The sequence below is a fragment of the Sphingobium sp. B11D3D genome, assembly GCF_025961755.1.
Lineage (GTDB): Bacteria > Pseudomonadota > Alphaproteobacteria > Sphingomonadales > Sphingomonadaceae > Sphingobium.
The window spans coordinates 467,619-490,861 of the sequence record NZ_JAOQOG010000001.1 but is presented as its reverse complement, the minus strand read 5'-3'; the positions used below and the strand labels follow the sequence as shown (position 1 = coordinate 490,861).

At 60.7% G+C, this 23,243-nt stretch carries 21 protein-coding genes and 1 tRNA gene; 9 read left to right on the top strand and 13 right to left on the bottom strand.

Annotation, left to right across the window (positions count from 1 at the left end):
* Positions 1 to 472 precede the first annotated feature (472 nt).
* The 4 genes from M2334_RS02410 to M2334_RS02395 are packed head-to-tail and all read left to right on the top strand — an operon-like array spanning position 473 to position 6,219.
* A complete protein-coding gene (locus tag M2334_RS02410) occupies positions 473 to 2,902 on the top strand; it encodes a TonB-dependent receptor (RefSeq protein WP_264604696.1) in 2,430 nt (809 codons plus the stop codon).
* 8 nt (positions 2,903 to 2,910) lie between these two features.
* Positions 2,911 to 4,311, top strand: coding sequence for an MFS transporter (locus tag M2334_RS02405; RefSeq protein ID WP_264593716.1), 1,401 nt, complete (start codon positions 2,911 to 2,913; stop codon positions 4,309 to 4,311).
* A 38-nt stretch (positions 4,312 to 4,349) separates the two neighbouring features.
* Positions 4,350 to 5,228 (top strand): TauD/TfdA dioxygenase family protein, encoded by an 879-nt coding sequence (locus M2334_RS02400; RefSeq protein WP_264593715.1) that lies wholly within the window; start codon positions 4,350 to 4,352, stop codon positions 5,226 to 5,228.
* Between the two features lie 40 nt (positions 5,229 to 5,268).
* Positions 5,269 to 6,219, top strand: coding sequence for a TauD/TfdA dioxygenase family protein (locus M2334_RS02395; RefSeq protein ID WP_264604695.1), 951 nt, complete (start codon positions 5,269 to 5,271; stop codon positions 6,217 to 6,219).
* 539 nt (positions 6,220 to 6,758) lie between these two features.
* Here M2334_RS02395 and M2334_RS02390 read toward each other — a convergent pair.
* The 5 genes from M2334_RS02390 to M2334_RS02370 all read right to left on the bottom strand — a co-directional run bounded on the left by M2334_RS02390 (position 6,759) and on the right by M2334_RS02370 (position 12,909).
* Complete coding sequence (locus tag M2334_RS02390; RefSeq protein WP_264593713.1) at positions 6,759 to 7,790, bottom strand: LacI family DNA-binding transcriptional regulator; 1,032 nt, start codon at positions 7,788 to 7,790, stop codon at positions 6,759 to 6,761.
* Positions 7,791 to 7,850: 60 nt separating this feature from the next.
* A complete protein-coding gene (locus tag M2334_RS02385) occupies positions 7,851 to 8,291 on the bottom strand; it encodes a hypothetical protein (RefSeq protein ID WP_264593712.1) in 441 nt (146 codons plus the stop codon).
* An 89-nt stretch (positions 8,292 to 8,380) separates the two neighbouring features.
* On the bottom strand, positions 8,381 to 8,779 hold the full coding sequence (locus M2334_RS02380; protein ID WP_264593711.1) for a c-type cytochrome: 399 nt from the start codon (positions 8,777 to 8,779) through the stop codon (positions 8,381 to 8,383).
* On the bottom strand, positions 8,776 to 10,389 hold the full coding sequence (locus tag M2334_RS02375; protein WP_264604694.1) for an FAD-binding oxidoreductase: 1,614 nt from the start codon (positions 10,387 to 10,389) through the stop codon (positions 8,776 to 8,778). The genes M2334_RS02380 and M2334_RS02375 overlap by 4 nt, the downstream gene beginning before the upstream one ends.
* 207 nt (positions 10,390 to 10,596) lie before the next feature.
* Positions 10,597 to 12,909, bottom strand: a complete 2,313-nt coding sequence (locus tag M2334_RS02370; RefSeq protein WP_264604693.1) for a TonB-dependent receptor — start codon at positions 12,907 to 12,909, stop codon at positions 10,597 to 10,599.
* Between the two features lie 261 nt (positions 12,910 to 13,170).
* Between M2334_RS02370 and M2334_RS02365 the strand changes: the two genes are divergently transcribed.
* Both M2334_RS02365 and M2334_RS02360 read left to right on the top strand, forming a co-directional pair.
* Positions 13,171 to 13,683 carry a nuclear transport factor 2 family protein gene (locus tag M2334_RS02365; protein ID WP_264584161.1) on the top strand — a complete coding sequence of 171 codons (513 nt, stop codon included), beginning with the start codon at positions 13,171 to 13,173 and terminating at the stop codon, positions 13,681 to 13,683.
* A 36-nt stretch (positions 13,684 to 13,719) separates the two neighbouring features.
* Positions 13,720 to 15,060, top strand: coding sequence for a spinster family MFS transporter (locus M2334_RS02360; protein ID WP_264604692.1), 1,341 nt, complete (start codon positions 13,720 to 13,722; stop codon positions 15,058 to 15,060).
* 396 nt (positions 15,061 to 15,456) lie between these two features.
* Here the strand turns inward: M2334_RS02360 and M2334_RS02355 are convergent, their stop codons facing one another.
* The 7 genes from M2334_RS02355 to M2334_RS02325 all read right to left on the bottom strand — a co-directional run bounded on the left by M2334_RS02355 (position 15,457) and on the right by M2334_RS02325 (position 20,026).
* The gene (locus tag M2334_RS02355) at positions 15,457 to 16,017 is read right to left on the bottom strand and encodes a fasciclin domain-containing protein (RefSeq protein ID WP_264593706.1); all 561 of its coding nucleotides are present in this window, start codon (positions 16,015 to 16,017) and stop codon (positions 15,457 to 15,459) included.
* A gap of 86 nt (positions 16,018 to 16,103) precedes the next feature.
* A complete protein-coding gene (locus M2334_RS02350; protein WP_264604691.1) occupies positions 16,104 to 16,835 on the bottom strand; it encodes an anti-sigma factor domain-containing protein in 732 nt (243 codons plus the stop codon).
* Positions 16,828 to 17,388 carry a sigma-70 family RNA polymerase sigma factor gene (locus tag M2334_RS02345; protein WP_264593704.1) on the bottom strand — a complete coding sequence of 187 codons (561 nt, stop codon included), beginning with the start codon at positions 17,386 to 17,388 and terminating at the stop codon, positions 16,828 to 16,830. The genes M2334_RS02350 and M2334_RS02345 overlap by 8 nt, the downstream gene beginning before the upstream one ends.
* A gap of 121 nt (positions 17,389 to 17,509) precedes the next feature.
* On the bottom strand, positions 17,510 to 18,043 hold the full coding sequence (locus tag M2334_RS02340; RefSeq protein WP_264593703.1) for a PEPxxWA-CTERM sorting domain-containing protein: 534 nt from the start codon (positions 18,041 to 18,043) through the stop codon (positions 17,510 to 17,512).
* 506 nt (positions 18,044 to 18,549) lie between these two features.
* A complete protein-coding gene (locus tag M2334_RS02335; protein ID WP_264595346.1) occupies positions 18,550 to 18,744 on the bottom strand; it encodes a helix-turn-helix transcriptional regulator in 195 nt (64 codons plus the stop codon).
* A 14-nt stretch (positions 18,745 to 18,758) separates the two neighbouring features.
* Complete coding sequence (locus M2334_RS02330; RefSeq protein ID WP_264593702.1) at positions 18,759 to 19,274, bottom strand: hypothetical protein; 516 nt, start codon at positions 19,272 to 19,274, stop codon at positions 18,759 to 18,761.
* 467 nt (positions 19,275 to 19,741) lie between these two features.
* Positions 19,742 to 20,026, bottom strand: a complete 285-nt coding sequence (locus M2334_RS02325) for a hypothetical protein (protein ID WP_264604690.1) — start codon at positions 20,024 to 20,026, stop codon at positions 19,742 to 19,744.
* Positions 20,027 to 20,629: 603 nt separating this feature from the next.
* On the opposite strand from M2334_RS02325, the gene M2334_RS02320 reads away from it, so the two are divergent.
* From M2334_RS02320 to M2334_RS02310, 3 genes are read left to right on the top strand one after another with little or no spacing between them, the layout of a single operon-like run.
* Positions 20,630 to 20,875: a DUF3489 domain-containing protein gene (locus M2334_RS02320; RefSeq protein WP_181558454.1), complete on the top strand. Its 246-nt coding sequence runs from the start codon at positions 20,630 to 20,632 to the stop codon at positions 20,873 to 20,875.
* Positions 20,872 to 21,297 carry a DUF2924 domain-containing protein gene (locus M2334_RS02315; RefSeq protein WP_181558453.1) on the top strand — a complete coding sequence of 142 codons (426 nt, stop codon included), beginning with the start codon at positions 20,872 to 20,874 and terminating at the stop codon, positions 21,295 to 21,297. Before M2334_RS02320 ends, M2334_RS02315 begins: the two co-directional genes overlap by 4 nt.
* A complete protein-coding gene (locus M2334_RS02310) occupies positions 21,290 to 22,960 on the top strand; it encodes a recombinase family protein (RefSeq protein WP_264604689.1) in 1,671 nt (556 codons plus the stop codon). Before M2334_RS02315 ends, M2334_RS02310 begins: the two co-directional genes overlap by 8 nt.
* A gap of 190 nt (positions 22,961 to 23,150) precedes the next feature.
* On the opposite strand, the gene M2334_RS02305 is transcribed toward M2334_RS02310, so the two are convergent.
* Positions 23,151 to 23,237 (bottom strand) — tRNA-Leu (locus M2334_RS02305).
* Positions 23,238 to 23,243: the final 6 nt, after the last annotated feature.

The following is a 23,243-nucleotide window of genomic DNA, read 5'->3' as shown; positions in this document are numbered from 1 at the left end:
GACCCGCGGCTTTTGATAGGGATGCAGCTTGCTCCGCGTGACCAACCGCTAAAGCGCACGATGCTCAGGCGACCGCGCCAGGCGTCGTGTTCCCCTCTCTAACGATGAGGTGATCCGATGCGCATGACCCACCAGCTCTGTTGACCTAGCCCGCACGCAGTCGCGTGCCGGTTATCGCGAGCCAGCGCCCGAAACGGCCTATGCCGTCCGGAAGCACTCGGGACCGGCGCGTGATGATGTCGCGCCCACCATCCGGTGGCTGCGCCTTTCGCTCTGCGAGGATCATCATGATTAGGCTCACCAGTTCCGATTTGGCGGACCTGGCGCGCTACCCCCTGTCTCTTCAGCAATCGGCGCTGGCCATCTGGTCTCAGCTGCCGGGGGGAAGCCTGCGCTCTGTCCGCCCCGAAGACCGTGACGGCGAAAACCGACGGTCGACCAAATACAGTCACGCTCAGGGACAACCATAATAATGACACTTAATCAGTATATTATCGGGCTATATACAGGCGAGCGCTTCTCGCCTACCGGCGCGCTCCGGACGATGCTGCGTGCAACAGCTGCAGCCCTGTCGCTCGCAGTGCCGATCAGCGCCCATGCGGCCGAAGAGCCATGGCAGACCGAGCCGACCGCAGCGGAGGAGGACGCAGGCTCGCCGATCATCGTCACGGCCTCCCGCCGCCGGGAGGAAGCCGTGCAGGACGTGCCGATCGCCATCAGTGTGATCGACGCGGCGACGCTTGATCGTCGCGGCGACTTCACCCTCGGCCAGATCCAGCAACAAGTGCCGGCGCTGCAGGTATTCAGTTTCAACCCGCGCAATACCAACATCAACATTCGCGGCCTCGGCAGCAATGTCGCATTGACCAATGATGGGCTGGAGAACGGCGTCGGCTTCTATATCGACAATGTCTACTATGGCCGCGTCGGCCTTTCGCAGTTCGATCTGGTCGATCTCGAGCAGATCGAGGTGCTGCGCGGCCCGCAGGGCACGTTGTTCGGCAAGAACACGACCTCGGGCGTCATCAACATCAGCACCCGCAAGCCAAGTTTCGAGCCGGACGCTTCCGGCGAGGTGAGCATCGGCAATTATGGCTATCGGCAAGTTCGCGGCTCGGTATCCGGCCCGATCGTCACCGATCGTCTCGCTGTGCGCCTGAGCGGTGCCTACACCAAGCGCGATGGCCTCCTCTTCAACACCACCACCGGAGAGGAAGCGCAGGACTATGAGAATGCGAGTTTACGCGGCCAACTCCTCGTCAAGCCGACAGACGATCTCTCGGTCCGGCTGATCGGCGACTATGCCAGCCAGAAGCAGAATTACGCCCTTAACGTCTTTGCCAACTATGTCGGCACCTACGACAATGGCGCGACGATCCCGAACAATTTCGCGGCGCGCCTGGCGCGGTTCAACCGGTCACTGCCGGCCATCGATCCGTTCGCGCGACGGGGCGAGTCCGACAGTCATTACCAGTCCAACATGGATGGCTATGGGGTGTCCGGTCAGGTCGACTGGGATCTGGGCGGCGCCGCGCTCACTTCCATCACTGCCTATCGCTGGTGGGACTGGAACCCGGCCAATGATGGCGATTCCACTGCGCTGCCTGTCGTCACCAAGGCGCAGCAGGCTAACCGCCAACGCCAGTTCAGTCAGGAAATCCGCCTTGCGTCCAAGGATGATGGCCCAATCGATTATGTGATCGGCGGCTATTATTTCTGGCAGATCATTCGCGGTTATGGCGCAAGCCGCTACGGCTCGGCGGCGGCGGCCTGGAACTTGCCGGCAGTCGATCCCGTGGTCGGCAACGCAGCGCTTGACGGGTTCGAGGCGAACTCCACCTCTACGCCGCAGACGAGGAGCCTCGCCCTGTTCGGGCAGGCGGACTGGTCGATCAGCGATGCGCTGACGCTTACCGCCGGCCTGCGCTACACCCACGAGAAGAAGGAAGGCGCGTTCCGCCAATATTGGGTGGCGGGCAATGATCTCTCCGGCCTCACGCCCGCACAGCAGGCGACAGCGAACGCCATCCGCGCCCAGTTCAACCCGGTGCAGACCTTCGCGACCGCTTTCTCGGATGACAGCCTTTCCGGCCTCGTTACCCTTCGCTGGCAACCGACGCGCGACGCGATCATTTATGGCACCTATTCGCGCGGCAACAAGTCAGGCGGGCTCAATCTGACTGCCTTGCCGGCGGGTATCGCGCCAGAGGTCGCGCCGGAGCGAGTCGACGCCTATGAGGTCGGCTTCAAGTCGCAGCTGTTCGATCGCGCGTTGACCTTCAACGGCGCCCTCTACTGGATCGACACCGCCAATTATCAGACGGCGATCACCGAGCAGGTGGCGAACACGGTCACCTACCGGCAGTATATCGCGAACATTCCCAAGGTACGCTCACGCGGCTTCGAGCTGGACGCGGTTTACGCTCCCTCGCAGCACTTCAGCCTCAATGCGTCGCTGGCTTATGCCGACACCAGCTATCGCGATTACAGGAACGCGCCGCAGGCCGTCGAACGCCTGAACATTTCTGCCGTACAAGACCTCACCGGCCAGCAGCTCCCTGGCGTGCCGAGGTTCACCTACACTTTGGGCGCAGATGTCTCGACACCGGTTCCCGCATTGGGCAGCACGGGCGAGATTTACGGCCACGCCGACTGGTCGCACCGGTCGAGCTTCAACACCTCCGCCTCCAACTCGCGGCTGGCGATCGTGGACGGCTACGGCCTGCTCAACGGGCGGATCGGCTTGCGGTTCGACGACGGCCGCTACGACCTCTCGATCTGGGGCAAGAACCTGCTCGACGAGAATTATTTCCAGACGCTGTCGGCCGGGAACACCGGCCTGGTGACGGGGCTGATCGGCGACCCACGCACCTACGGCATCACACTCCGCGCAAAATTGTGAGGCACGCCATGACCGCACTCACTGCAATCCCCTCGTCCTCATTGTCGCCGCCGCAGAGCAAGGGCGACGAGCGCTCCAGCGCCTTTCGGCTCATCCGATTCTCGGCGGTTGCCGTGCCGATCGCCGCCGCGACCATGCCCATCGGCGTCTACCTCCCCGCTATTTTTGCACGGGACTTTGGCCTGTCGCTCGGCATGATCGGCTTCATCTTTCTGATCGGCCGCTTGTGGGATGCCATTTCCGATCCGCTGATCGGCTCCCTGAGCGACCGTACCCGCAGCCGCTTCGGGCGGCGTAAGCCATGGATGGCGGCAGGGGCCGTGCTGTTCACCCTGTCCTCCATCTTCCTGTTCTTTCCGGTCGCGAAAGTCACGCCGCTCTATCTTGGCGGCGTCCTGTTCGCTTTTTACCTAGGCTGGACGGCGATCCAGATTCCCTTCCTGGCCTGGTCCGGCGAGATCTCCGGGCATTATCACGAGCGGACCCGCATCGCGACCTACCAGACGGTCGTGGGTTCGGCGGCGTTATTCGTCACGCTGCTGCTGCCCGCGCTCGCCGATCAACTGCGGCCGGGCGACGGGCACCTGCAAATGTCCCTGATGGGCGCGCTGGTGCTTGCCACCGTCATCCCCGGCGTCTTTCTGTCGCTTACGGCTTTCCCGGAAGTTCCGGCTCCGGCCGGGCCAGCGGAGACGCTGTCGATCAAGCACACATTGCGCGCGGTGTTCGCCAATACCCTGCTTCTGCGCGTGCTCGCCTCGGACTTCGCCGTGACGCTCGCTCAGAGCATTCGCGCCGCGCTCATCGTCTTCTACGTCAGCTTCTATATGGGCCGGCCGGACTGGGCAGCGGCGCTGTTCCTCTTCCAGTTCATCTTCGGCATCTTCGCGGGTCCCATCTGGCTGCGCATCGGCCTCAAGCTCGGCAAGCACCGAACGGCGGTCTTGGGCGAGCTGGTGCAGGTCGCGGTCAATCTCAGCCTGCTGCTGGTCACGCCGGACACCTTCGGTCTGCTGCTGGCGCTGACCTTGGTGCAGGGGCTCGCGCAAGGCTCCGGCAACCTCATGCTGCGCGCCATCGTCGCCGATATCGCCGACAAGCACCGCTTCGAAACCGGTGAGGAGCGCACCGGGCTTTATTATTCGGTGTTCAGCCTCGCGGGCAAAGGCGCCTCGGCCATCGCTATCGGTGTGGCCCTGCCGCTCGTCGCCTGGCTGGGCTTCGATCCCCGGGGCAGCAACAGCCCGCAAGCGCTGCTTGGCCTTGCCTATGTCTTCGCGCTTGGTCCTGCGCTGGGCCACGCCTTTTCCGCACTGCTCCTCGCCCGCTTCCCGCTCGACGAAGCCGCCCATTCCGAAATCCGCCGCCAACTGGACGACCAGCCCCTCGCTCTCGCCCCAGCCGAATGACCCGCACTGAATGAAATCCCTGAAAGGAGATGCACGTCATGACCGTCCTCGAAGAGACCCTCATTGCTTCCGATACCGACCTGTTCGAAATCACGCCGCTTCAGCCCAGTCTGGGCGCGCAGATCAGCGGGATCGATCTCTCCCAACCCCTGACCCGGCCTTTGCATGCCGCGCTCCACGCCGCCCTGCTGCAGTACAAGGTGCTGTTCTTCCGCGATCAGCATCTGACGCATGAACAGCATATCGCCCTGGGCGCAGCGTTTGGTGATCTGGAGACCCACCCGGTCTTCGCGCACCCCGATCATCCGGAAATTCTGCCTCTGCGCTCCAAGGAGTTCGCCGGCAAGTATCGCAGCACCACGGACAGCAACTGGCACGCGGACACCACCTTCCGCGCTGAACCGTCTGCGGCATCCATCCTCATCCAGCGCGTCTCGCCGGGTCTGGGTGGCGATACCGTCTTTGCCAACGCAGTCGCAGCCTATGAAACGCTCGACGAGGAGACCAAAGCCCGGATCGACGGGCTGAGCGCCATCCACGACACGCGCGTCTTCCTGCAGTTCATCGAGTCCGCTGAAAAGCGGGCCGCCTTGCAAGCGCAATATCCGCCGGTCGAGCATCCGGTGGTGCGCATCCATCCCGAAACTGGCGAGAAGCTGCTCTACGTCAATTCCGTTTTCACCCGCGAGATCGTCGGACTTGCACCAGGCGAGAGTGAAGCGCTGCTCGCCCGACTCTTCGACCAGGTGAAGCGGCCGGAATTCCAGGTGCGTTGGAGCTGGCAGCCCGGCTCGATCGCTTTCTGGGATAATCGCGCGACCCAGCACTACGCGGTGCCCGACTATCGCGGCAATCGCGAGATGGAGCGCGTGACCATCGTCGGCGAGCGCCCGCGCGGCCCCCAATCGCCCAACTGAAATTCCCCCCAGCACCCCCAAGGCAAGAAGGAGCCTCATCATGTCCATCACGACCTATGCCAATGCCGCAGACCTCAATAGCCCGCTCGACATCAAGCCGGTAACAGGCACGATCGGCGCCGAAATCCGGGGCGTCGTGCTCTCCGGCGATCTCGACGCTGCGACCGTACAGGCGATCCAAGACGCGCTGGTTCGCCACAAGGTCATCTTCTTCCGTGGCCAGCATCATCTCGATGACGCTGAGCATGAGAATTTCACGGCACTCTTCGGCGATCCGGTTGCGCATCCCACCGTGCCGGTCGCAGAAGGATCGCGCTACCTGCTGGAGTTGGACAGCCGCGAGGGATACGCCGCCTCGAGCTGGCATACTGACGTCACCTTCGTCGATGCCTATCCGAAGGGCTCGATCCTGCGTGGCATCACCATCCCGGAGGCGGGCGGCGATACGCTCTGGGCCAATGGCGAGACCGCCTATGAGGCGTTGCCGGAATCCCTGCGCCAGCTCGTCAACAATCTCTGGGCCGTCCATACCAATTTGTACGATTATGCCGCGATCCTGGGCAATGCGCCGAAGGACAACGCGTCAGCGCGTGAGCAGATCAAGCGGCACCGCAACGTGTTCGCTTCCACGGTGTACGAAACCGAGCATCCGGTGGTCCGCGTCCACCCCGTCTCCGGTCAGCGCAGCCTGCTGCTCGGACATTTCGTCAAGAACTTCGTCGGTCTCAATCAGGCGGATTCCCAGCGGCTGTTCAGCATTCTCCAAGACCATATCACCCGGCCGGAGAACCTCGTGCGGTGGCGCTGGCAACCCGGTGACGTCGCCTTCTGGGACAATCAGGCGACCCAGCACCGCGCCGTCGCCGACTTCGGACTGCAGCGCCGCACCCTGCGCCGCGCCACCATCCATGGCGAGGCACCGGTGAGCATCGATGGCCGCACCAGTCGCATCGTCCGGCAGGAAAAGGCGGTGGAATACGAAGCGGCCTGAGCAGCACCGTTACCCGCGTCACGGCTGAGGGAGAAACTGTGGCGCGGGTGACGTTGGATAATCGATTGTACAAGTCCTCGATCAGCAGTGCCAATCGGCCGCTTTGACGAAGAGGAATTGCGGGGCATTTCGCATCTCACGCTCTGGTTGAGATGGATGATTACCGTCAACGAATGTCCTGTCATTAGATGAATGAAAGGCAGGTTTCGGGAACCGGTTCGAACGATTGCACGTCGGGTTTGAGGGCGGGTCCCGTCGGATGGGCCAAAGTAACTCAATGACTGCTATCGTCTGGAGCAGACATTAGCGCTTTTCAATCTGAACGACCGGCATTGGTCGGAAGCGACCAATGCATAGCCGGCCAGCGGACTGGCAGGTGCCGCCGCCTTAGCGGCCATTCGCGGCGCTTGAACGGCTCCTTGGAGCTGGTTTTTGTTCATGAGGGTGTAGCGACACAGGGGAGCAGTCGAAGTTGTGCAACACCAGTACCTTTGTTGGTGAGAAAGTGGGTCACCCCCATCGACTGGACAAGAGCGCGCTTAAGTACTGCGCCGCTCCACAAGGGTAAAACCGATGTCCACGCGCGCTGCTTTGGTGCGATCACGCTGGTTCTTGGACAAGGCCTTGAGCATGAGGGCCGCTGCCTGACGCCCCATCTTGGCGCCGTCGATCCGGACGGACGTCAAGGATGGCTCCAACTCCTGGGCGAAATCGAAATCGCCAAAACCCATCACGGCAAGATCATCGGGAACGCGGACGCCGCGGACGGCTGCCTCGATCAGCACGCCTTGCGCCAGCCAATCAGAAGAGCAGACAATCACATCCGGTCTCTCGCCCGCCTCCCATATACGGCCGAAGCTGCGCCGGCCTTCGCCGATGGTGCCGGGCAGGCTGTGGTCGATACTGCGAGGCTCCGGCCGCCCTGCTTCCATCAACACCCTCGAAATTCCATAGCGACGGATGTGCCCTCTGCTGCTGTCCGTTGAGAAGATCATCGGGCGCTGATAGCCCTTGCGCATCAGGAAGTTGCCCACTGCGATGCCGATATCATGGTGAGAAATTCCCGCCACCATATCGATGGGACTGATCGGGGTTTCCCACGTCTCGACGATCGGCAGGTTGGATTCGACCAGCAAAGCGCGCACGTCTGGCGAAATGGGGAGGCCGATGAGAATGAGACCGCCAGGGCGGCGGCTCAGAATTTGGGTCACGATCTTCTCTCGGGTCGCATCTCTCTCGTAAATCCCGAGCAACGTCTGATAGCCGCCATCATCGAGCGCCGCGACCGCAGCCCGCACCGTCGTGTCGAACAGTTCGAGCGGGGTCGGCGGCGCCATGATCGCGATGAGCCGGCTGCGGTTGGTGATCACCGTCCCGGTCGTCAGCGACGGGATATAGCCCGTTTCCGCAATGGCGGCATGAACACGCCCGAGCGTTTCCTTGGTGAGAAGATCGGGGGTATTCAACGCCCTTGAGACGGTGGCCGTCGAGACCTGCGCTGCCTTGGCAACGTCGGCGAGGGTTGCGCCCGCACGGCGGCGGACCGTTCCTTCACTCGACACCGTTACCATTTATTCCGTCACTCCTTGAACCGGCTCTGATAGGCGAGGAGCTTGAGCGATCCGCGCCGCTTAGGCAATGGCCCAGGACCACAGGACTCCCTTGCGCTTTTCTCTGTCTCGCTCCGGCAGGCGGCTGTCAATTGGAGCGTCGGCACGGTTGCTCATCATCGTCCAGAGCGCATGGGGCCATTGCTTGCCTGCAGCCTCCAGCACATCCGCTTGCGCGGCCGGACCGATGGATACGCGATGTGCAGCACGCTCATCCACTGTTTGATGCGACATGCACAATCGCAGCGTGCCGCGCATCTCTGCCGCGATGCCACGGGCGACGACCATATCGGCATAGCCTGTCAAACCCATCAGGCTACCAGACCATGTCTCGCGCAACGCTCCATACCAGAGCGTCGCAAGATCGCCGTGGCTGTGCAAAATCTGAGCCTTGGCACCGATTGCCGCCGCAGCAAAAGCGCTCGTGGCAGCGAAACGGGGGTCCACGATCACATGTCGCATCTGCGCTCTGACCTGCGCAGCCCGAAGAGGCGGCGGGAGGATAAGGCTAGCGGTGGCCAGGCCGCCGAGCTTCAGAAGGTCTCGCCTTATCATCGCGCCTGCGCCTTGTCCTTATTGGGCATGGCCAGAAATGCCGCGAGCTTCTCAAGCTCATCGTCCGTCACTTCCACTCGTGTGATCGGTGGCATGCTGAACAAGCCGTGGCGTGCGACCGCCTTCACATAGTCCGCCGGAAGATCGGTCCGTTCAGCAAGAAGCGCGCGCTCCTTGCCCCAGCGCCGTTCGAGCTGGATGGTGCCCGTGCCTCCAGGCAAATGACAGTAGCCACAATGCTGGAGGAACAGCGCTCTCCCGTCTTTCACGGTCGAAGCCGTAGCCGATGCCGTGGTTGATGCCGACACAGGCGCGGCCGCATCAGACGATGCAAAGGCAGCAGCCGTGCTCGCAATAATCAGCGCCGCAACGGCACTCCAGTGGATGGCATTCACGCTTCCTCTCCCTGACCGTGGGCTTTGTAGGCTGTTGGCCAAATGCCGTTTTTACCGGGTGCAATGATGCCATTGGGATCGATCGCATTCTTCACGGTCTCGTTGAACCGCGCCAAGGCGCCGCCGTTGAAATCGAAGCTCTTCGCGACCGGATCCATGAAATCGAGATGGGTGCGGTATTCGCCGAAGCCGGCCGCTTTGGCGTCGGCGATCAGCACGTGGAACAGCCTGTTGGCCCGAGCCACCATGTCGGCGTCGTCACGGTCATAAAGCAGGATGTTCACATTGTTGATGTGGCGATGGCCCATGGTGAAGGAGGTGTAATAGTCCAGACCATGTTCCTCGAAGCGCGCTTTCATCGCGCGGAAGGTCTTGCGGGCCAGGGCGCCATCGGGCGGCATGACCGGGGAGAAGCCCATATGGCCGCCGCGGCCACCCCACCAATTGACGATCTGGAGAGACGTCGCGCTCGGCGCCCGCGCGGCCGCCTTGTCGAGAGGATCGCCCCGCCGCCATACCTCGAACTCGATGGCCTTACCGAGATGGGGCTCAAGAGCTTTGCGGATCAGTTGCTCCTTGGCGCGGACAATGCCTTCGTGGCCATAGACGCCGAGATTGAAGCGCCACCATCCGATGTCATAATGTTTCATCATCTTCTCGGCGATGGCATCGGTGAGGGCGCCCTTGCCGTCGTACCACTCGCTGCGCTGGGACAGCACGGCCGCGTCGTGAAGATAATTGCCGAACACGAAATTGTGGTCGACGACGTTGTTTACGCGTAGTTGGTGGAGTTCGCGAATGGCCCATTCGATGTCGTCGGCCTGAGGTAGCTCGACTTTCGCTCGCAAGGTCATTTCCGGTTCGGGCATCAGCCACAGGCCCATCTTGGTGACCACCCCGAAGTTCGACTGAACGAAGGCCTGATCCCAGGAGGGGCCGAAGCCGTGCTGATAGGCCTGCCAGGTTTTACTCCCGGCCATCGCGCCCATACCGGTCCGGAGCAGATCGCCTGTGGGCGTAACTACCTCCATACCGCAGATTTTCGCCGCGTGATCGCCATAGGGGGTGTAGCCCAAGCCTCGCTCCAGGGCGTTGCCCATCACGCTGCCCCAGGCATTGCCTGGCGTCGACATCCAGAGCGGAATATTGTTCTGCCGGAGGTAGTTGTAGAGATCGTAGAAGCCTACGCCCGGCTCGAGAAGGCAGTGGCCATATTTCACATCCACATCCAGGATGCGGTTCATGCGGCCGAGGTCCAGAACGACCGATCCCGGCATGGCCGGCGCTGCCCAGCCATAGCCCAGATTTTTCCCACGGGCGGTGGGCCACAGCGGGACGCGATGTTCATTGGCGAGCCGGACAAGGGCGCGCACTTCTTCCGCGCTGGCTGGCGCAACGGCGGCGGAAGCTTCATGGTTCAGCCCATCGCCGAGCGCATAGGGGTCTATATAGGTTGCGCGGTCCTCATCGCTGGAAAGGACCCACTGCGATCCCACGACTGCCTCGAACGCGCGCAAGGCCTTGGAAAAAGCGGCATTGCCAAGATTTGGGGGGGCTTTGATGGACATCATTCTCTCCTTGATGAGAGAATAGCCCGGGCTGAAATTCAATGCAAGAATTACATCATGATGACGATCATATCAGGACTAATATGAAATAATTTCATTCAGTCGATGTCCGCGCTAGGCGTTCTGCAGAAAGCTTCAGACGGCATGTGCCTTACGGTTCTCCTTCCCTTGGCTGGGCCGATCGTTCGAAGCGGCTTCGAAAAGGAGGGGATGCCGCTTGGGCGACATCCCCTTGAGCGAAGGAAGCGTTCAGAAGCGGCGGCCCACCGTCACTGCCCATTCACGCGGGCGACTGGGTTGGCCGGTAAAGATGTAGCTTCCCGATTGGATGAACTTGTTCACATAATAGAACTGATCGAACAGGTTCGTGACCGAGACGGCCGCGTACCATTCGTCATCCGGGGCATTATAGCCAAGGCGGGCGTTGGCCACTGCATAGCCTTCCTGCACCGCACGGGGATTGTTGGTCCACTCGTTGAAAACCTTGGACTGGTAGTAGACGTCGAAACGCGGCGTCAGCGTGCCGCCATTGCCCAGATCGGCGCGGTACTGGATGCCCGCATTGTACTTCCATTCCGGCGAACCGGGCGCTTTGCTGGCAAGGGACGGGCCGCCTGAAACGCCTGCCGCGGCACCGAGATTCTTGATCTTGAAGTCCGTGTAGCTGCCGGACATATCGATTTGCAGCCCCCGCGCCGGCCGGATCTCCAGCTCAGCTTCCAAGCCGTTAATGCGCGCGCTGCCAGCATTGGCAACGACGATGCTGGGGACGCCATTGATATCATACCCATTCGCGCTCAACTGCAGGTTGGAATAGTCGCTGTGATAGGCGGCCAGGTTGAGCCGAACCAGTCGATCGAACAGGTCACTCTTGAGGCCGATCTCGTAAGCATTCAGCGTTTCAGGCCCAAACGGCACTGCCGTGGCGGGTGTGAACGGGCGAGGATTGATGCCGCCTCCCTTGAAACCGGTCGAAAACTGCCCGTAGACCATGACATTGCCGGTCAGCTGGTAATCCATCCCGAGCTTGTAGTCGACGCGTTCCATCTCCGACTTGGGAGATGTGAAGGGGCCGCCTGCAAAGAAGGACGTGCCCGACGGCACATTGACCCGGTCAAAGCGATAGGTCTTTGATTCCTTGGTGTACCGCAGGCCCGCTGTCACGGAGAACTGCTCAGTGAGATGTAGGGTGCCATGCGCGAAAGCCGAGCGGTTGGTGGCGTGGGTGCTGTCATTCTGGTCAAAGGCGATGTTGGAGGCCGCAAGATAGGCGCCACCGCCCAAGGAACTGTCGCCCTCGAAATAGAAGACGCCCGTCGCCCAATCCAGCATGTCATTGAACGAGGTGCCCACCAGGCGGAATTCCTGGGTAAACTGATCAAACCCCGCCAGATTGTCGGTCAGAGCGACCGGCAGTGGCGCATTGTTGGCGTTCTGGGTGAAGCGGCCGCTGAACGTCTGGTAGGCCGTCGTCGATTTGAATTGCACGCCCTCGGCAAGTGTCCAGCTGATATCGCCCGAGTAACTTTCCGAGTGAACGGTGTTCACGGCCGGCACGGCGCGCCCGAGGAACTTGCTGTCGTAGCTCGCGAAGGTGACATAGGGGTCGACAATGAACCGCTGATCAAAGGGGATGCCGAACGTCGGGATCAGGCGATTATTGTTATGATTGACCAGCGCCGCCGCTGCCGTGTTGACATAAATGAGCGAGTCAGCCGCACCCTCCGAATTATCGCGGATGATTTCTGCAGCGACATTGACCTCGATGTCGGGCGAAGGCGTCCAGCGCAATGCGGCGCGTCCTGCGCGCACGCTTTCGCCGCCCAAAGTCCCGAGCTTGCAACTATTGCCGTGAGTAGAAACTGTCGGCTTGAGATTGCCGGCCAGGGCCGGATAGGCGCAGGCAAAATCCACCCGGTCCACATAGCCGTTCCGTTCCTTTGACGCGAAGGAGACGCGCAAGGCCAGCTTGTCCGCGACAAGCGGCACGTTCAACATGCCCCGCAGATCGATGCGATCATAGCTGCCATAGGTGCCTTCGACGGAGGCGCCGAACGAGTCCTGCGGCTTCTGGGAAATCAGGCGAACAGCGCCGCCGATGGAGTTCTTGCCGAACAGAGTCCCTTGCGGGCCGCGCAGGATCTCGACCCGCTCTAGGTCCAGCAGGTCGAAGGAGGTTCCGAACAGCGACGCATGATACACGTCATCGACATAGAAGCCCACGGCAGGCTCCAGCGCAAAGTTGAAATCGGACTGGCCAATGCCGCGAATATAAGCCTGCGTGGACTTGCCGTAGCCCGAACTCCCAAGGCGCAAAGTGACGCTGGGTGCGGCTTTTCCGACATCGGCGATGTTGCCGAAGCTGCGCTCGCTGAGCTGTTCGCCCGTCATCGCGGTGATCGCGATCGGCGTGTCCTGCAGATTGGTTGATCGGAACTGCGCGGTCACGACGATGTCCTGCGCGTCTTCGTCCTGCGCATGGGCTGCGGTCGCAAGCGCACCTAAAGCGAGCAGCGATGCCCCGCTCAGCGCGCTTCTCTTCAGCATTTCACGAAAGATCATGTCGTCTCCTCTCCCTGTTGATGATGGCCTCCTCCGGCGAGGAGGCGCCGGATTCACTCCGGCCTGATGCGCGCTGATACATCTCGGATGCCGACAAATGCAATATATAATGCAAACTTTACATATTGCGTTGATTCTGCTTGAAAGAGCTCTGGAGACGAAAATCGTCAAAATACAATGGTGATCACATAGCGACGCTGGAGGGCGAATGCCGACAAAAATGAAAATATCTCAGTGGTCCTACCATGGGGTCACTGCGGCATGAGCGGCCAGTTTGATGGTATTTCCATTCGCGACCGGCTCATGATTTCAGACCGCATGGCGCGCTATTCATGGGCGATCGACTCGGGCGATCTGCCTGCCTATCTGGATTGTTTTACGCGCGATGGCGTGCTTCGCCATCCGCTGCGGGATGGTAGCCCGGGCGTGTTTACGGGCCGAGAGGGGATTGAGGCCTTCATCGGTGGCAGCATCAGTCAGCGCGCCACCCAAACCTATGGTCATCAACATCAGTTCAATGCCCCCCAACTCAGCAGGGAAGGGGATGACATCCGCGTGGCGGCGTATTGCATGATCTTCCGGCATGAGTTCCACCGGCAATACTGGCCTCGCGGTGCCTCCTGGAGGATGGGCACATGGCATGCCCTGTTTCGGTTTGCCGACGATGGGTGGAGGATCGCGGACCTGGATGTGCGGATGTGGACGGATACCGCACTTGGGGCCGGCACTGCATTGGTGGAGCGTGGACCGGGGATGCCGGGCACGAAGGACTGACAGAGAAAAGAGACGGACTGGGAGGGGAGAGGCAAGATGGACGATGAAGAAACGCAGGCGACAGACCATTCGCCCTATCCATACTGGATGATGTTCATCCTTCTGCTGGTTGCGCTGTCTTGTTTCATCGACCGGGTGATCGTCGCCGCGCTCGGCCCGGCCATTAAAGCCGACCTCGGCATCAGCGATGCGCAGTTCGGCCTGTTGACAGGTCTGGCCTTTGCTTTGCTTTACACGACTGCAGGTATCCCGGTGGCTCGCCTGGCGGACAAGGGCAGGCGGATACCGCTGCTTGCCATCGCGACGACCATCTGGTCGCTCATGACGATGCTGAGTGCTTACGCGGCCAGTTACTGGCAACTCCTGCTGCTACGGCTGGGCGTCGGCATCGGTGAGGCGGCCGCCAGTCCCTGCACGGTGTCCATGGTGTCGGACAAATTCCCCCGCAACAAGCGGGCGACTGCGCTTGCCGTGGTGGCGCTCGGGGCTTCGTTCGGTTCGCTCATCGGCGGTTTCGGCGGGGGCTGGCTTGGCGAGACCGTGGGGTGGCGGCACACCTTCCTGATCGTCGGTGCTCCCGGCCTGCTCCTCGCACTCCTCATCCTCACCGTCAAAGAGCCCATCCGTGGCCGTTTTGACGATCCTGCCAGCATGACTCGGGAAATGCCCAGCTTTGTGGCGATGCTGGGTATTTTGGGGGCAAAGCGCACATTCCTGCATCTCGGTATGGCCTGCGGTCTCAACAGCTTTGTGAACTTCGGAATTCTGTTGTTCCTGCCGATGTATTTCGGCCGAGCCTATGAGATGAGCATGACGCAGGCCGGCCTGCTGTTCGGCATCGTCACCGCCATTTCAAATGGCACCGGCACGTTGCTGGGTGGCATGGGAGCCGACTGGGCAGGCAAGCGGGACGAGCGCTGGTACGCCTGGTTGCCCGCGCTCTGCCTTCTGTGCGCAGCGCCGCTCTACATGATCGGGCTGTCGATGCCGAACTGGCAGACTGCCATGCCCCTGGTGGTGATCGGCGCGACGCTCGCCTTCACCTATTACGCGCCCACCTTCGGCGCGATCCAGAACATGGTGGAGCCGCGTATGCGCGGGACCGCGTCGGCGATCATCATATTCTTCCAGAATCTGGTCGGAATGGGGATTGGCCCCCTATTCGTGGGATTTCTCAGCGACACCTTTGCCGCCCGGGCTTATGCTGGCAATTATGCGGCAGAATGCCACGGCGCAGTAGGGCAGGCCGCTATCGATTGCGCGGCGGCCGGAACCGTCGGCATCCGCTATGGGATGATCATCTGTGCGTCCTTCGCCATTTGGGCTGGCTTTCATTACTGGAGAGCATCGCGCACGCTCAAAAACGACGTTATCTGACGCTTGTTGTGCTGCCTAGGTTCAAAGAAGGACGGCGACATGCGCCGCCAAAGAGGTCATTCGGCTCCCCTTCTAGTCTGTCTGAAAGCCGACATTCGTTCATGTGCTGGAGCCTGGACAATTTTGATGCGGGCTCGGTTAATTACCGAGCCCGCACCGAGGCCAGGGTATGTCCGCCGCCATCAGATGTTTGCGGGACAGATGTGGCACCAGTCCCGCCGCATTCTGCGTGGTTGAGGTGGCATTTCGACCACTCCAGCAATCGCTTTTAGCGCGCCCTAAATCCGGCTCGGGCATCAGATGCGCACGATGATCACGCAACAGCTGGCGTAGGTCTTCGCGGAAGGTGACTGCCCACAGAAGGGCCACCAGAAGGCCAATCGGCGCTGATAGGCCTCACGGCATCAGAACTTTGTCGACGACATGGATGACGCCATTGGACTGGTTGACGTCTGCAATGGTGATGCGGGCCTTGCCGCCTTTCGTATCTGTCACCCACCAGGCACCCTTAGGGTCCTGAGAGAGGGTGATGTTCTCCCCCTCGACGGTTTTAAACACCGCTTTTCCGCCGTGCCTCTTCGCCATGGACGCGATTTCCTTGGCGTTATGCCTGCCTGGCACAACATGATAGGTCAGCACCTTGGTCAGTGTCGCCTTGTTCTCGGGCTTTAGTAGATTGTCGACGGTGCCGGCAGGGAGCTTGGCGAAGGCGGCATTCGTGGGTGCGAACACCGTGAACGGGCCTTTGCCGTTGAGTGTGTCAACGAGGCCCGCGGCCTTGACGGCGGCGACGAGGGTCGTGTGATCCTTCGAGTTGACCGCGTTGTCGACGATGGTCTTGGTCGGATACATTGCCGCCCCGCCGACTATTGGATTGGTTGCTGCGACGGCAAGCGTACCTATCGACGTCAAGGCAAGGATGCTAGCGATCCGCAGGGCTGTGCTGGATTTACGCATGAAGACATGTCCTCTCTCAAACTCCCGTCCCCGATGGTGGAGACGGGACATTTACGAGAGGATGGCGGCCACGGATGCAGTCGGGCTCAGATTATGTTGATCGAGCCGGTGGCCACAGGGGCAGAGCTTGGCGCCTTGTGCGGGACGCCCTCACTCTTTTCGAGCGTGATGGCGAGTGTGGCGCCGTCTTTCAACAAGGGACGCAACTGCGGTGCGACGATGATGCGCTTTGAACCCGTCGCTGAGACGAGGCCGAGCGAGCGTGGTACATTGTCGGTCGGGATAATCCAAAGCTCGGGCGAGAGCGGGCTTGACGGCATCTTGAGCGTTCGAATGCTGAGCTCGCCGCTGCTCGTGTCGTAATTGACGGCGAATTGGTGCGCGTCCTCACCCGTGCCCAGCTGTGCGATGGCGGGCTGGCCAACACGGGCGACCTGAGTTTGGGTCCGTACGGGGGGTGGCGCAGGACGGACCAGCGGGAATATTGCTAGGCAAGCGGCGATGGCGCCCATTGAGAATGTACCGAAGCGCCAAGCCGCCAATTTGCGCCGGATTGCTTCGGGCTGGCTTGATCTTGCCGCTCCGCCGGTCTGCAGCCGCTTCTCGATCGCGTGCCAGAGATTTGGCGCTTCGGTGTCTTCATAGTCGTCGAGCAGCGGCTCGAAGCGCGCCTGCCAAGCGAGCACATCGGACCGGAACGCCGGATCGGACACCTGCAGTCGAAGCGCGATGGCGCGTTCGTCCCCGTCGAGGATGCCGAGCGCCAGTTCTGCGGCGAGCATGTCGCGCTCTTCCGGAGTGAGCGCTGCGTCAGCCATCGCCGATGCACTCCTTGAGCTGCGCGAGCCCGCGGCGGATCCAGCTCTTCATCGTGCCGAGTGGGACATTCATGCGATGAGAGAGCTGCACATAGGTGAGACCGCCGAAGAAGGCCGCGCGGATCGCTTCGGCTGGATTACCGCCGAGTTCCTCCAGACAATGGACGATGCGGGCCTGGCTCTGCGCCTCTTCGATCTGTTGCGGGGCGCTGGCGCGCGTATCGGCAATCGTGCCGGCGTCATCGATGACGATGATCATCCGACGATTCGCACGACACCAGTCTATCGCCCCATTGCGCGCAATGGCGCACAGCCATGTGATCGGGCTTGCCTTGGCCGGATCGAAACGTCCGGCGCGCTGCCATATCTTGAGGTAGGTTTCCTGCACGATATCCGCAGCAATGTCTCGATCCTGGCAGATACGGAGGCAGACGCCGAATAGTTTCGCACTGGTCATTTCATAAACCTGCCGCAGCGCAGCTGGATCGGCACGCGCCACTTGAGCCAGTGCTGCCACCAGCTTCTCGCGGTTACGATCGGCGGCCTCGGTCATATCGTTCGGCGGTTTTCCCAGAGCGCGGGAGCATAGCGGCCTGTCAGGTTATGCATAGGGAATTCATATTGCAGCCGGCCGGACGCACCGGTGAGGCAGCGTCCGACCAACCGCGGCATGTTCAGGCCGTGAGTGCCACGAGATATGGCCGGCGCGTGCGTAATGCTGTACCTACAAGTGCAAAGCCGACAATGAACAGTGCCCAGCTGACCGGTTCGGGGACTGGTGCCACTGCGCTGGAACTGGCGGTCACGAAAGACGAGCTACCAGGCGAGAAGGTGTTCACCCGGTAGATGCCGTTGCTGCTCTGGTTGAAGAAAGTGACCGTATTCTGGTTGTTGCTGCCGGTGGTCCTGAATGTGACGCCGGTGCCATCAAGAAAACTTGGGCCGGTTGTGAAGTAATTGCCGTAGCTGCCGGTCGGAGCGATGATGTCGAAGCCGTTCACCTGGCCGGTGATGCTGGTGACGGCGTAGGCCGTCTGCCCCCCGACGATCATCGGGGTGTCAGACGTTGTGAAAACTCCGCTGCCGGTCACCGAACCACCGAATAGGGGAGTGCTTGTCGTGAAGTTGAACATATACTGCGCGGCGTGAGCCGGCAGGCTAAATGAAAGCGCCGCAATCGCGATGAGCCCGCTTGCCTTTTTGAACATTAATCGTCTCCCACATTTCTCTTCATGCAGGCGACAGAAATGTGCCCGCGCGCGAGATACGGGCGGGGAGCTCAAGTGGACGCAGGCGTGGTAAAATAAGTGTTAATGACGCTCGTTCCCCTGGCACCTGCTTCCGAGCTTCGCAAATCGCCCTAAAATGGGACATTAGACGGCCCGAAGCTTCTCGTTGAAAGCCGCCGCTCGTTCATCCGGCTGCTGGGGTACAACGACCCGACCAGCACTGGGACTTTGCGGCCGTTCCAGAAGACTGCAAGGAGCGACAGCTCTCGTCAAAACTCAATATTTAACTGGCCAGGATGCCACTTCCATGTGGAGTGCACCGGCTGATCCGCGTGGCATCGCCGGGATCTCTGACAGTTAAATGGTGGGGGCTGTTGTTGAAAGGATTTCGAGAGCACGCCGGCACTCACCCTGCTACTTGGCTCAACGATCTTGAAATTGGACGTTTGGTGGACAGCAGAACCTGACGGACTGGCCTTTGGGGGCTAGTCATCTCGCAGGAATACATCTTCGACTTTTAGCGCGAAGGCGTCTCCGATACGAAAGGCGAGCGGCAACGACGGATCGAATTTTCCGTTTTCAATCGCATTTATCGAGTTGCGGGAAACGCCGACCTTTTCTGCAAGCTCGGCCTGGCTCCAGCCCTTTTCTGCCCGGAGAACGCGAATCCGATTCCTCATCAAACGACCCTGGATTACCGCTTCCTCGACCACCAGACCGCGCTCATAATCAATGTTCCGATGGATTGTAGCAACACGACCCCACACAATCCCAAAGTCATTGCGAGCACGACAATCTTTTCGCCAACAGCCGGGCGCGGAACGCTCATGAAGTTCCAGACGAAGGAAGCCGCCATGTTCTGGAAGATGGGCACCATCAAAAGCAGTATGAACGCGACCGTACCAACCCACATGCCCCACTTCACGGAGAAACCGATACTCGCCCGCTCCACCTCATCAGCCTTGCGCTGCCAATGATGCGTTATGAATGTGGCATAGGCCAAGGCGTATCCGGGGCCAGCTACGGCTATCAAACCAAGAGTTTTGGCGTCGTGCGTTCTGAGCCAAAGCCCGGTGGCCAACAGAACGATCGGTGCGATGGCCAGTGGGAGGGCGGCAAGAGCAAGCCACACTTTTATGCGGTTAGTGGTCATCGGCGCGTTTCCAGCCATGACAAGCATCCTTTTCGTAATGACAAGGAAACCTGTCATACTGTATCAGTGGCGTCAAGCCGTGATGTTGACTGAGGCGGTAAGAACTACGGTCACGTTGCCGGAAGGCTGTTTAGAAACCACCGTATACCTCTCGCGCAAGCGCTGCCCCTCGAGACAGACCTTGCGCGGGAGCCCGGAACGCTGGGCTTGCCGAATGGGCATCCGAAAACCCACCTCGAAATCTATGTTGCAACAATGGGCGTGACGGTTGATTCAACTTTCCGGCAGACGAACGTCCAGTTTGCCTCAGCGACGGCTGCTTTCGTTGGGAGCGGTCGCCCGCGAGCTCTATCAGGAACGGCGTATGTTGGTGGGGCGTCGCTAGTCCGGAAGAAATTGACGCCGGTCTACAGCCGCCCAGCTCAGGACATTCAACGCTCTGCCTCGCCCGTGGTGAAAATCTGCGAAGCGCTTTCGCCGTCGATGAATCCAGCCCGCTTGGTCAGCGCAAGCTCCGCAATGCGCTAGAGCATTACGACGAGTATCTGGACGAGTTTTTGCTTCAACGTCGCGTCGGGCATTTTTTCCCTTCGCCAATCGTCGTTCACCATGAGCTGGCCGATGACGCGTTGGGCAATATTTTCAAGCTGGTCGATCCCGACAACGGAATCTGCGTCATTCTCGGTGAAAAGTACGAGTTCGCTCTGATTCGTGATGAGGTGAGGCGCATCCTCGGAATTGCCACCACCATGGACAGTGGCGGCTCTCGGTTGCGGCCCTATCGGCGAACATCGGGGCAGTGTTAACACCGCGCCAACGACTGCTCTCCGCGTTGCGTGTCGCAAAGCTGTCAGTCCGCAACCGGCCAGCTTCTGACGTTCCCAGATGCCGGTCGGGCGAACGTTGAACGTTGGCTTCTTAACAAGAGGCGCCGTTCGACACGCCGCACGCGAACGGCAGCAAAGTCCGATTAAACGGACATTGGATTGGCGGGCTGAACGAACGTCGACTTGCAGCCTGGACAGGTTTAAAAGCGGACAGTTCGGACCGTCCCCATTAGCCGACGTTCAGCAGCGCGCGTGAAGGAAGGGCAGCTTGCGGCCACTGGCGCCCTGCATCTGCCTTTCCAGACCGTCCCCAATACGGAAATCGCCAGCCGTGTTCGCGGAGCTATAAATGAACGGCCGCTTCCCGGTTTTCCTACGTAGAAGACGCGTGTCGAAACTGTCTGACCTTAACCCCCTCGATATCCAGCTTTGCCAGGCGTGCACTTTCCAGTCGACTTCGCCCACGAACCGAGCATTGCTATTCGCAGAGCCGGAAAAGCCTGCGGCCTAGCCCTGGAGGATGTGATTCCCGGGGCCTTGGGTGGTGGGAGCAGCACGTCGCTGCTCACAACCAGGAGACCACCCATGACCGAGGCTAATACTGATAAGCTTATTCCGCTCGCCTCTAAGATAGCGCAGGTCATTTCGATTCTGCAGCGCACTCAAGGCGCCAGCCTCGAAGAGATGATCCAGCTGACGAGCTGGCAGCCCAACACCACCCGGGCTGCGCTGACCGGCCTGCGTAAGAAACGATATGAAATCGCTCGCACGTCGGTCGATGGTATCACTCGTTACACAATCATCGGTCGCTCGGAGCCCGAGGAGCAATGAGCAAGCTCGACAAGGAGCTTGCTGCCCTGCCCTCGCTCGACGCCGCTCAACTGCGCGAACGATGGCAACAGCTGTCCAAGATGGACCCGCCTAACGTGCCAGTCGCTCTGCTCAGGCGGCTGGTGGCACAGGTCGCCCAGGAACGACGCCTGGGTGGTTTGCCAGTGTTGGTTGCACGGGAGCTGACGAGAGCAGCGGCCTCTTCCGGTGCTGCTACCCGTTCAAAGCCCCCTGCCCCTGTGCTGGCGCCGGGTACACGCTTGATCCGTGAGTGGAACGGCCAGACCATCGTGGTCGAGGTCCAAGAGAAGGCATTCGTCTGGCAGGAGCGCCCCTATCGCTCGCTCAGCGAGATCGCCAAATTGGTGACCGGTGCACACTGGTCCGGCCCACGCTTCTTCGGATTGAAGCGGGGTGGCTGAGAAGCGCCTGCGCTGCGCGGTCTATACCCGCAAGTCGACCGAGGACGGGCTCGATCAGGAGTTCAACAGCCTCGACGCGCAATATGAAGCATGCGCTGCCTATGCGCTGAGTCAGCGTCACGAAGGCTGGACGCTGGTTCCGGACCGGTATGACGATGGCGGGTTCTCGGGTGGCAATATGCAGCGCCCCGGCCTCAAGCGGCTGCTGGCCGACATCGCGGCTGGTAAGGTCGACATCATCCTGGTGTACAAGATCGATCGTTTGACCCGCAGCCTTGCCGACTTTGCCAAGATCGTGGATGTGCTCGATACCGCAAAGGCCAGCTTTGTCTCGATCACCCAGTCGTTCAACACCACGACCAGCATGGGGCGGCTTACGCTCAACATGCTGCTCTCGTTCGCGCAGTTTGAGCGCGAGGTCACCGGCGAACGCATTCGTGACAAGATCGCAGCGTCGAAGCGCAAAGGGCTTTGGATGGGTGGCCCAGTACCGATGGGATATGCGGTCGATGATCGCAAGCTCGTTCCTCACCTGGGGGAGGCAGAGTTAGTCCGGCATATCATGCAACGCTATCTCGAGCTGAGCTCGGTTGTCCAACTTGCAGAAGAGTTGAATGCGCAAGGATATCGCACCAAGGTCCAGCGCCGCACTAGCGGTCCTCATCGCGGCGGCTGCATCTTCCGCCGTGGCACCTTGTTCCACATGCTCTCCAACCGCATTTATATAGGAGAGCTCTCGCACAAGGGAGCATGGTTCGATGGTGAGCATGAGGCGATTGTCCCGACCTCGCTCTGGGAAGCCGTTCAGGAGAAGCTGAAGGCCAACGCTTCGGGCAGCTCGCGACGAATCAGGGCGATCCAGCCGAGCCTGCTCATTGGCCTCCTATTCGATGGTGAAGGTCGCGCTATGACCAGCAGCCACGCGACCAAGCCGGGCAAGCGTTATCGCTATTATGTTACCCGGCCGGACCTGATCGACGGGACACCGGCCTGGCGGGTCGGCGCCCACGATCTTGAGAAGTTGATCCTGGGTCAGCTATCGACGCATCTCATGGACCGTCACGCGGTCATGGCGTTGGCTGGCGAGGTCTCAGCGGACGTGCTTGATCGCGCGCTAAAGACCGCAGCGCTTAAAGCGAGCGCGATCACCAGTGGATCCAACGCCGACAAGCTACCGATCCTCGCCGCGATCGATCGGATCATGATGCGCGAAGACCGCATCGAGCTGTTGATCCATCAAAACCGCTTCGCGGCGCTGCTCGGCCTCGATCAGTCGAGCGAACGAGAAGCATTAGAGCTGATCCTCCCGGTGCTGAAGGTGCGGCGAGGACATCAGCTGCGTCTCATTATTCCAGGCCCGGAAATGCTCCGCCCCACCAAAGCCAATCGAGACGAGAAGCTGGTCACGCTGCTGGCTGAAGCACATTGGGCACGCCAGCTCATCCTCGGTAGTCCGGATCGATCCATCGCTGCCATCGCGTCCGAGCAGGGACGCTGTCGCACGCGGCTCGGAAAGCTGGTCGCCCTCTCCTGCCTAGCACCTAATATCGTCACGGCTGTTCTCGAAGGTCGGCAGCCGGCCAACTTCACCGTGCGTTCGCTCACCAGCACCGATCTTCCACTCGACTGGGCTGATCAGCGCCGCGCGCTCGGGTTCACCTGAACCCACACCCCACTGCAGTCAGAAAGTCAGGGCCAGAGACGGCCCTGATTTGTTGCACCCGGAAAATGCAGAGTTTGCGCGTCTCTGACCGCACCTTTGCGTGATCATCGCACTCAGAGTCGCAGAACTGCGCGACAAATGGGGCCAGGCTGCTAGCCTGCCCGATTCTACTGGTTTTTCATGGACTGTATGGTGCGGTCGAGAAGACTCGAACTTCCACGGGCTTTCGCCCACAACGACCTCAACGTTGCGCGTCTACCAGTTCCGCCACGACCGCACATCA

Bases quoted from the DNA above. Each gene is read 5' to 3' on its own strand.
- M2334_RS02410 (WP_264604696.1), top strand. From the start codon at position 473: ATGACACTTAATCAGTATATTATCGGGCTATATACAGGCGAGCGCTTC.
- M2334_RS02405 (WP_264593716.1), top strand. From the start codon at position 2,911: ATGACCGCACTCACTGCAATCCCCTCGTCCTCATTGTCGCCGCCGCAG.
- M2334_RS02400 (WP_264593715.1), top strand. From the start codon at position 4,350: ATGACCGTCCTCGAAGAGACCCTCATTGCTTCCGATACCGACCTGTTC.
- M2334_RS02395 (WP_264604695.1), top strand. From the start codon at position 5,269: ATGTCCATCACGACCTATGCCAATGCCGCAGACCTCAATAGCCCGCTC.
- M2334_RS02390 (WP_264593713.1), bottom strand. From the start codon at position 7,790: ATGGTAACGGTGTCGAGTGAAGGAACGGTCCGCCGCCGTGCGGGCGCA.
- M2334_RS02385 (WP_264593712.1), bottom strand. From the start codon at position 8,291: ATGCGACATGTGATCGTGGACCCCCGTTTCGCTGCCACGAGCGCTTTT.
- M2334_RS02370 (WP_264604693.1), bottom strand. From the start codon at position 12,909: ATGATCTTTCGTGAAATGCTGAAGAGAAGCGCGCTGAGCGGGGCATCG.
- M2334_RS02365 (WP_264584161.1), top strand. From the start codon at position 13,171: ATGAGCGGCCAGTTTGATGGTATTTCCATTCGCGACCGGCTCATGATT.
- M2334_RS02360 (WP_264604692.1), top strand. From the start codon at position 13,720: ATGGACGATGAAGAAACGCAGGCGACAGACCATTCGCCCTATCCATAC.
- M2334_RS02355 (WP_264593706.1), bottom strand. From the start codon at position 16,017: ATGCGTAAATCCAGCACAGCCCTGCGGATCGCTAGCATCCTTGCCTTG.
- M2334_RS02350 (WP_264604691.1), bottom strand. From the start codon at position 16,835: ATGGCTGACGCAGCGCTCACTCCGGAAGAGCGCGACATGCTCGCCGCA.
- M2334_RS02345 (WP_264593704.1), bottom strand. From the start codon at position 17,388: ATGACCGAGGCCGCCGATCGTAACCGCGAGAAGCTGGTGGCAGCACTG.
- M2334_RS02340 (WP_264593703.1), bottom strand. From the start codon at position 18,043: ATGTTCAAAAAGGCAAGCGGGCTCATCGCGATTGCGGCGCTTTCATTT.
- M2334_RS02335 (WP_264595346.1), bottom strand. From the start codon at position 18,744: ATGAGGAATCGGATTCGCGTTCTCCGGGCAGAAAAGGGCTGGAGCCAG.
- M2334_RS02330 (WP_264593702.1), bottom strand. From the start codon at position 19,274: ATGACAGGTTTCCTTGTCATTACGAAAAGGATGCTTGTCATGGCTGGA.
- M2334_RS02320 (WP_181558454.1), top strand. From the start codon at position 20,630: ATGACCGAGGCTAATACTGATAAGCTTATTCCGCTCGCCTCTAAGATA.
- M2334_RS02315 (WP_181558453.1), top strand. From the start codon at position 20,872: ATGAGCAAGCTCGACAAGGAGCTTGCTGCCCTGCCCTCGCTCGACGCC.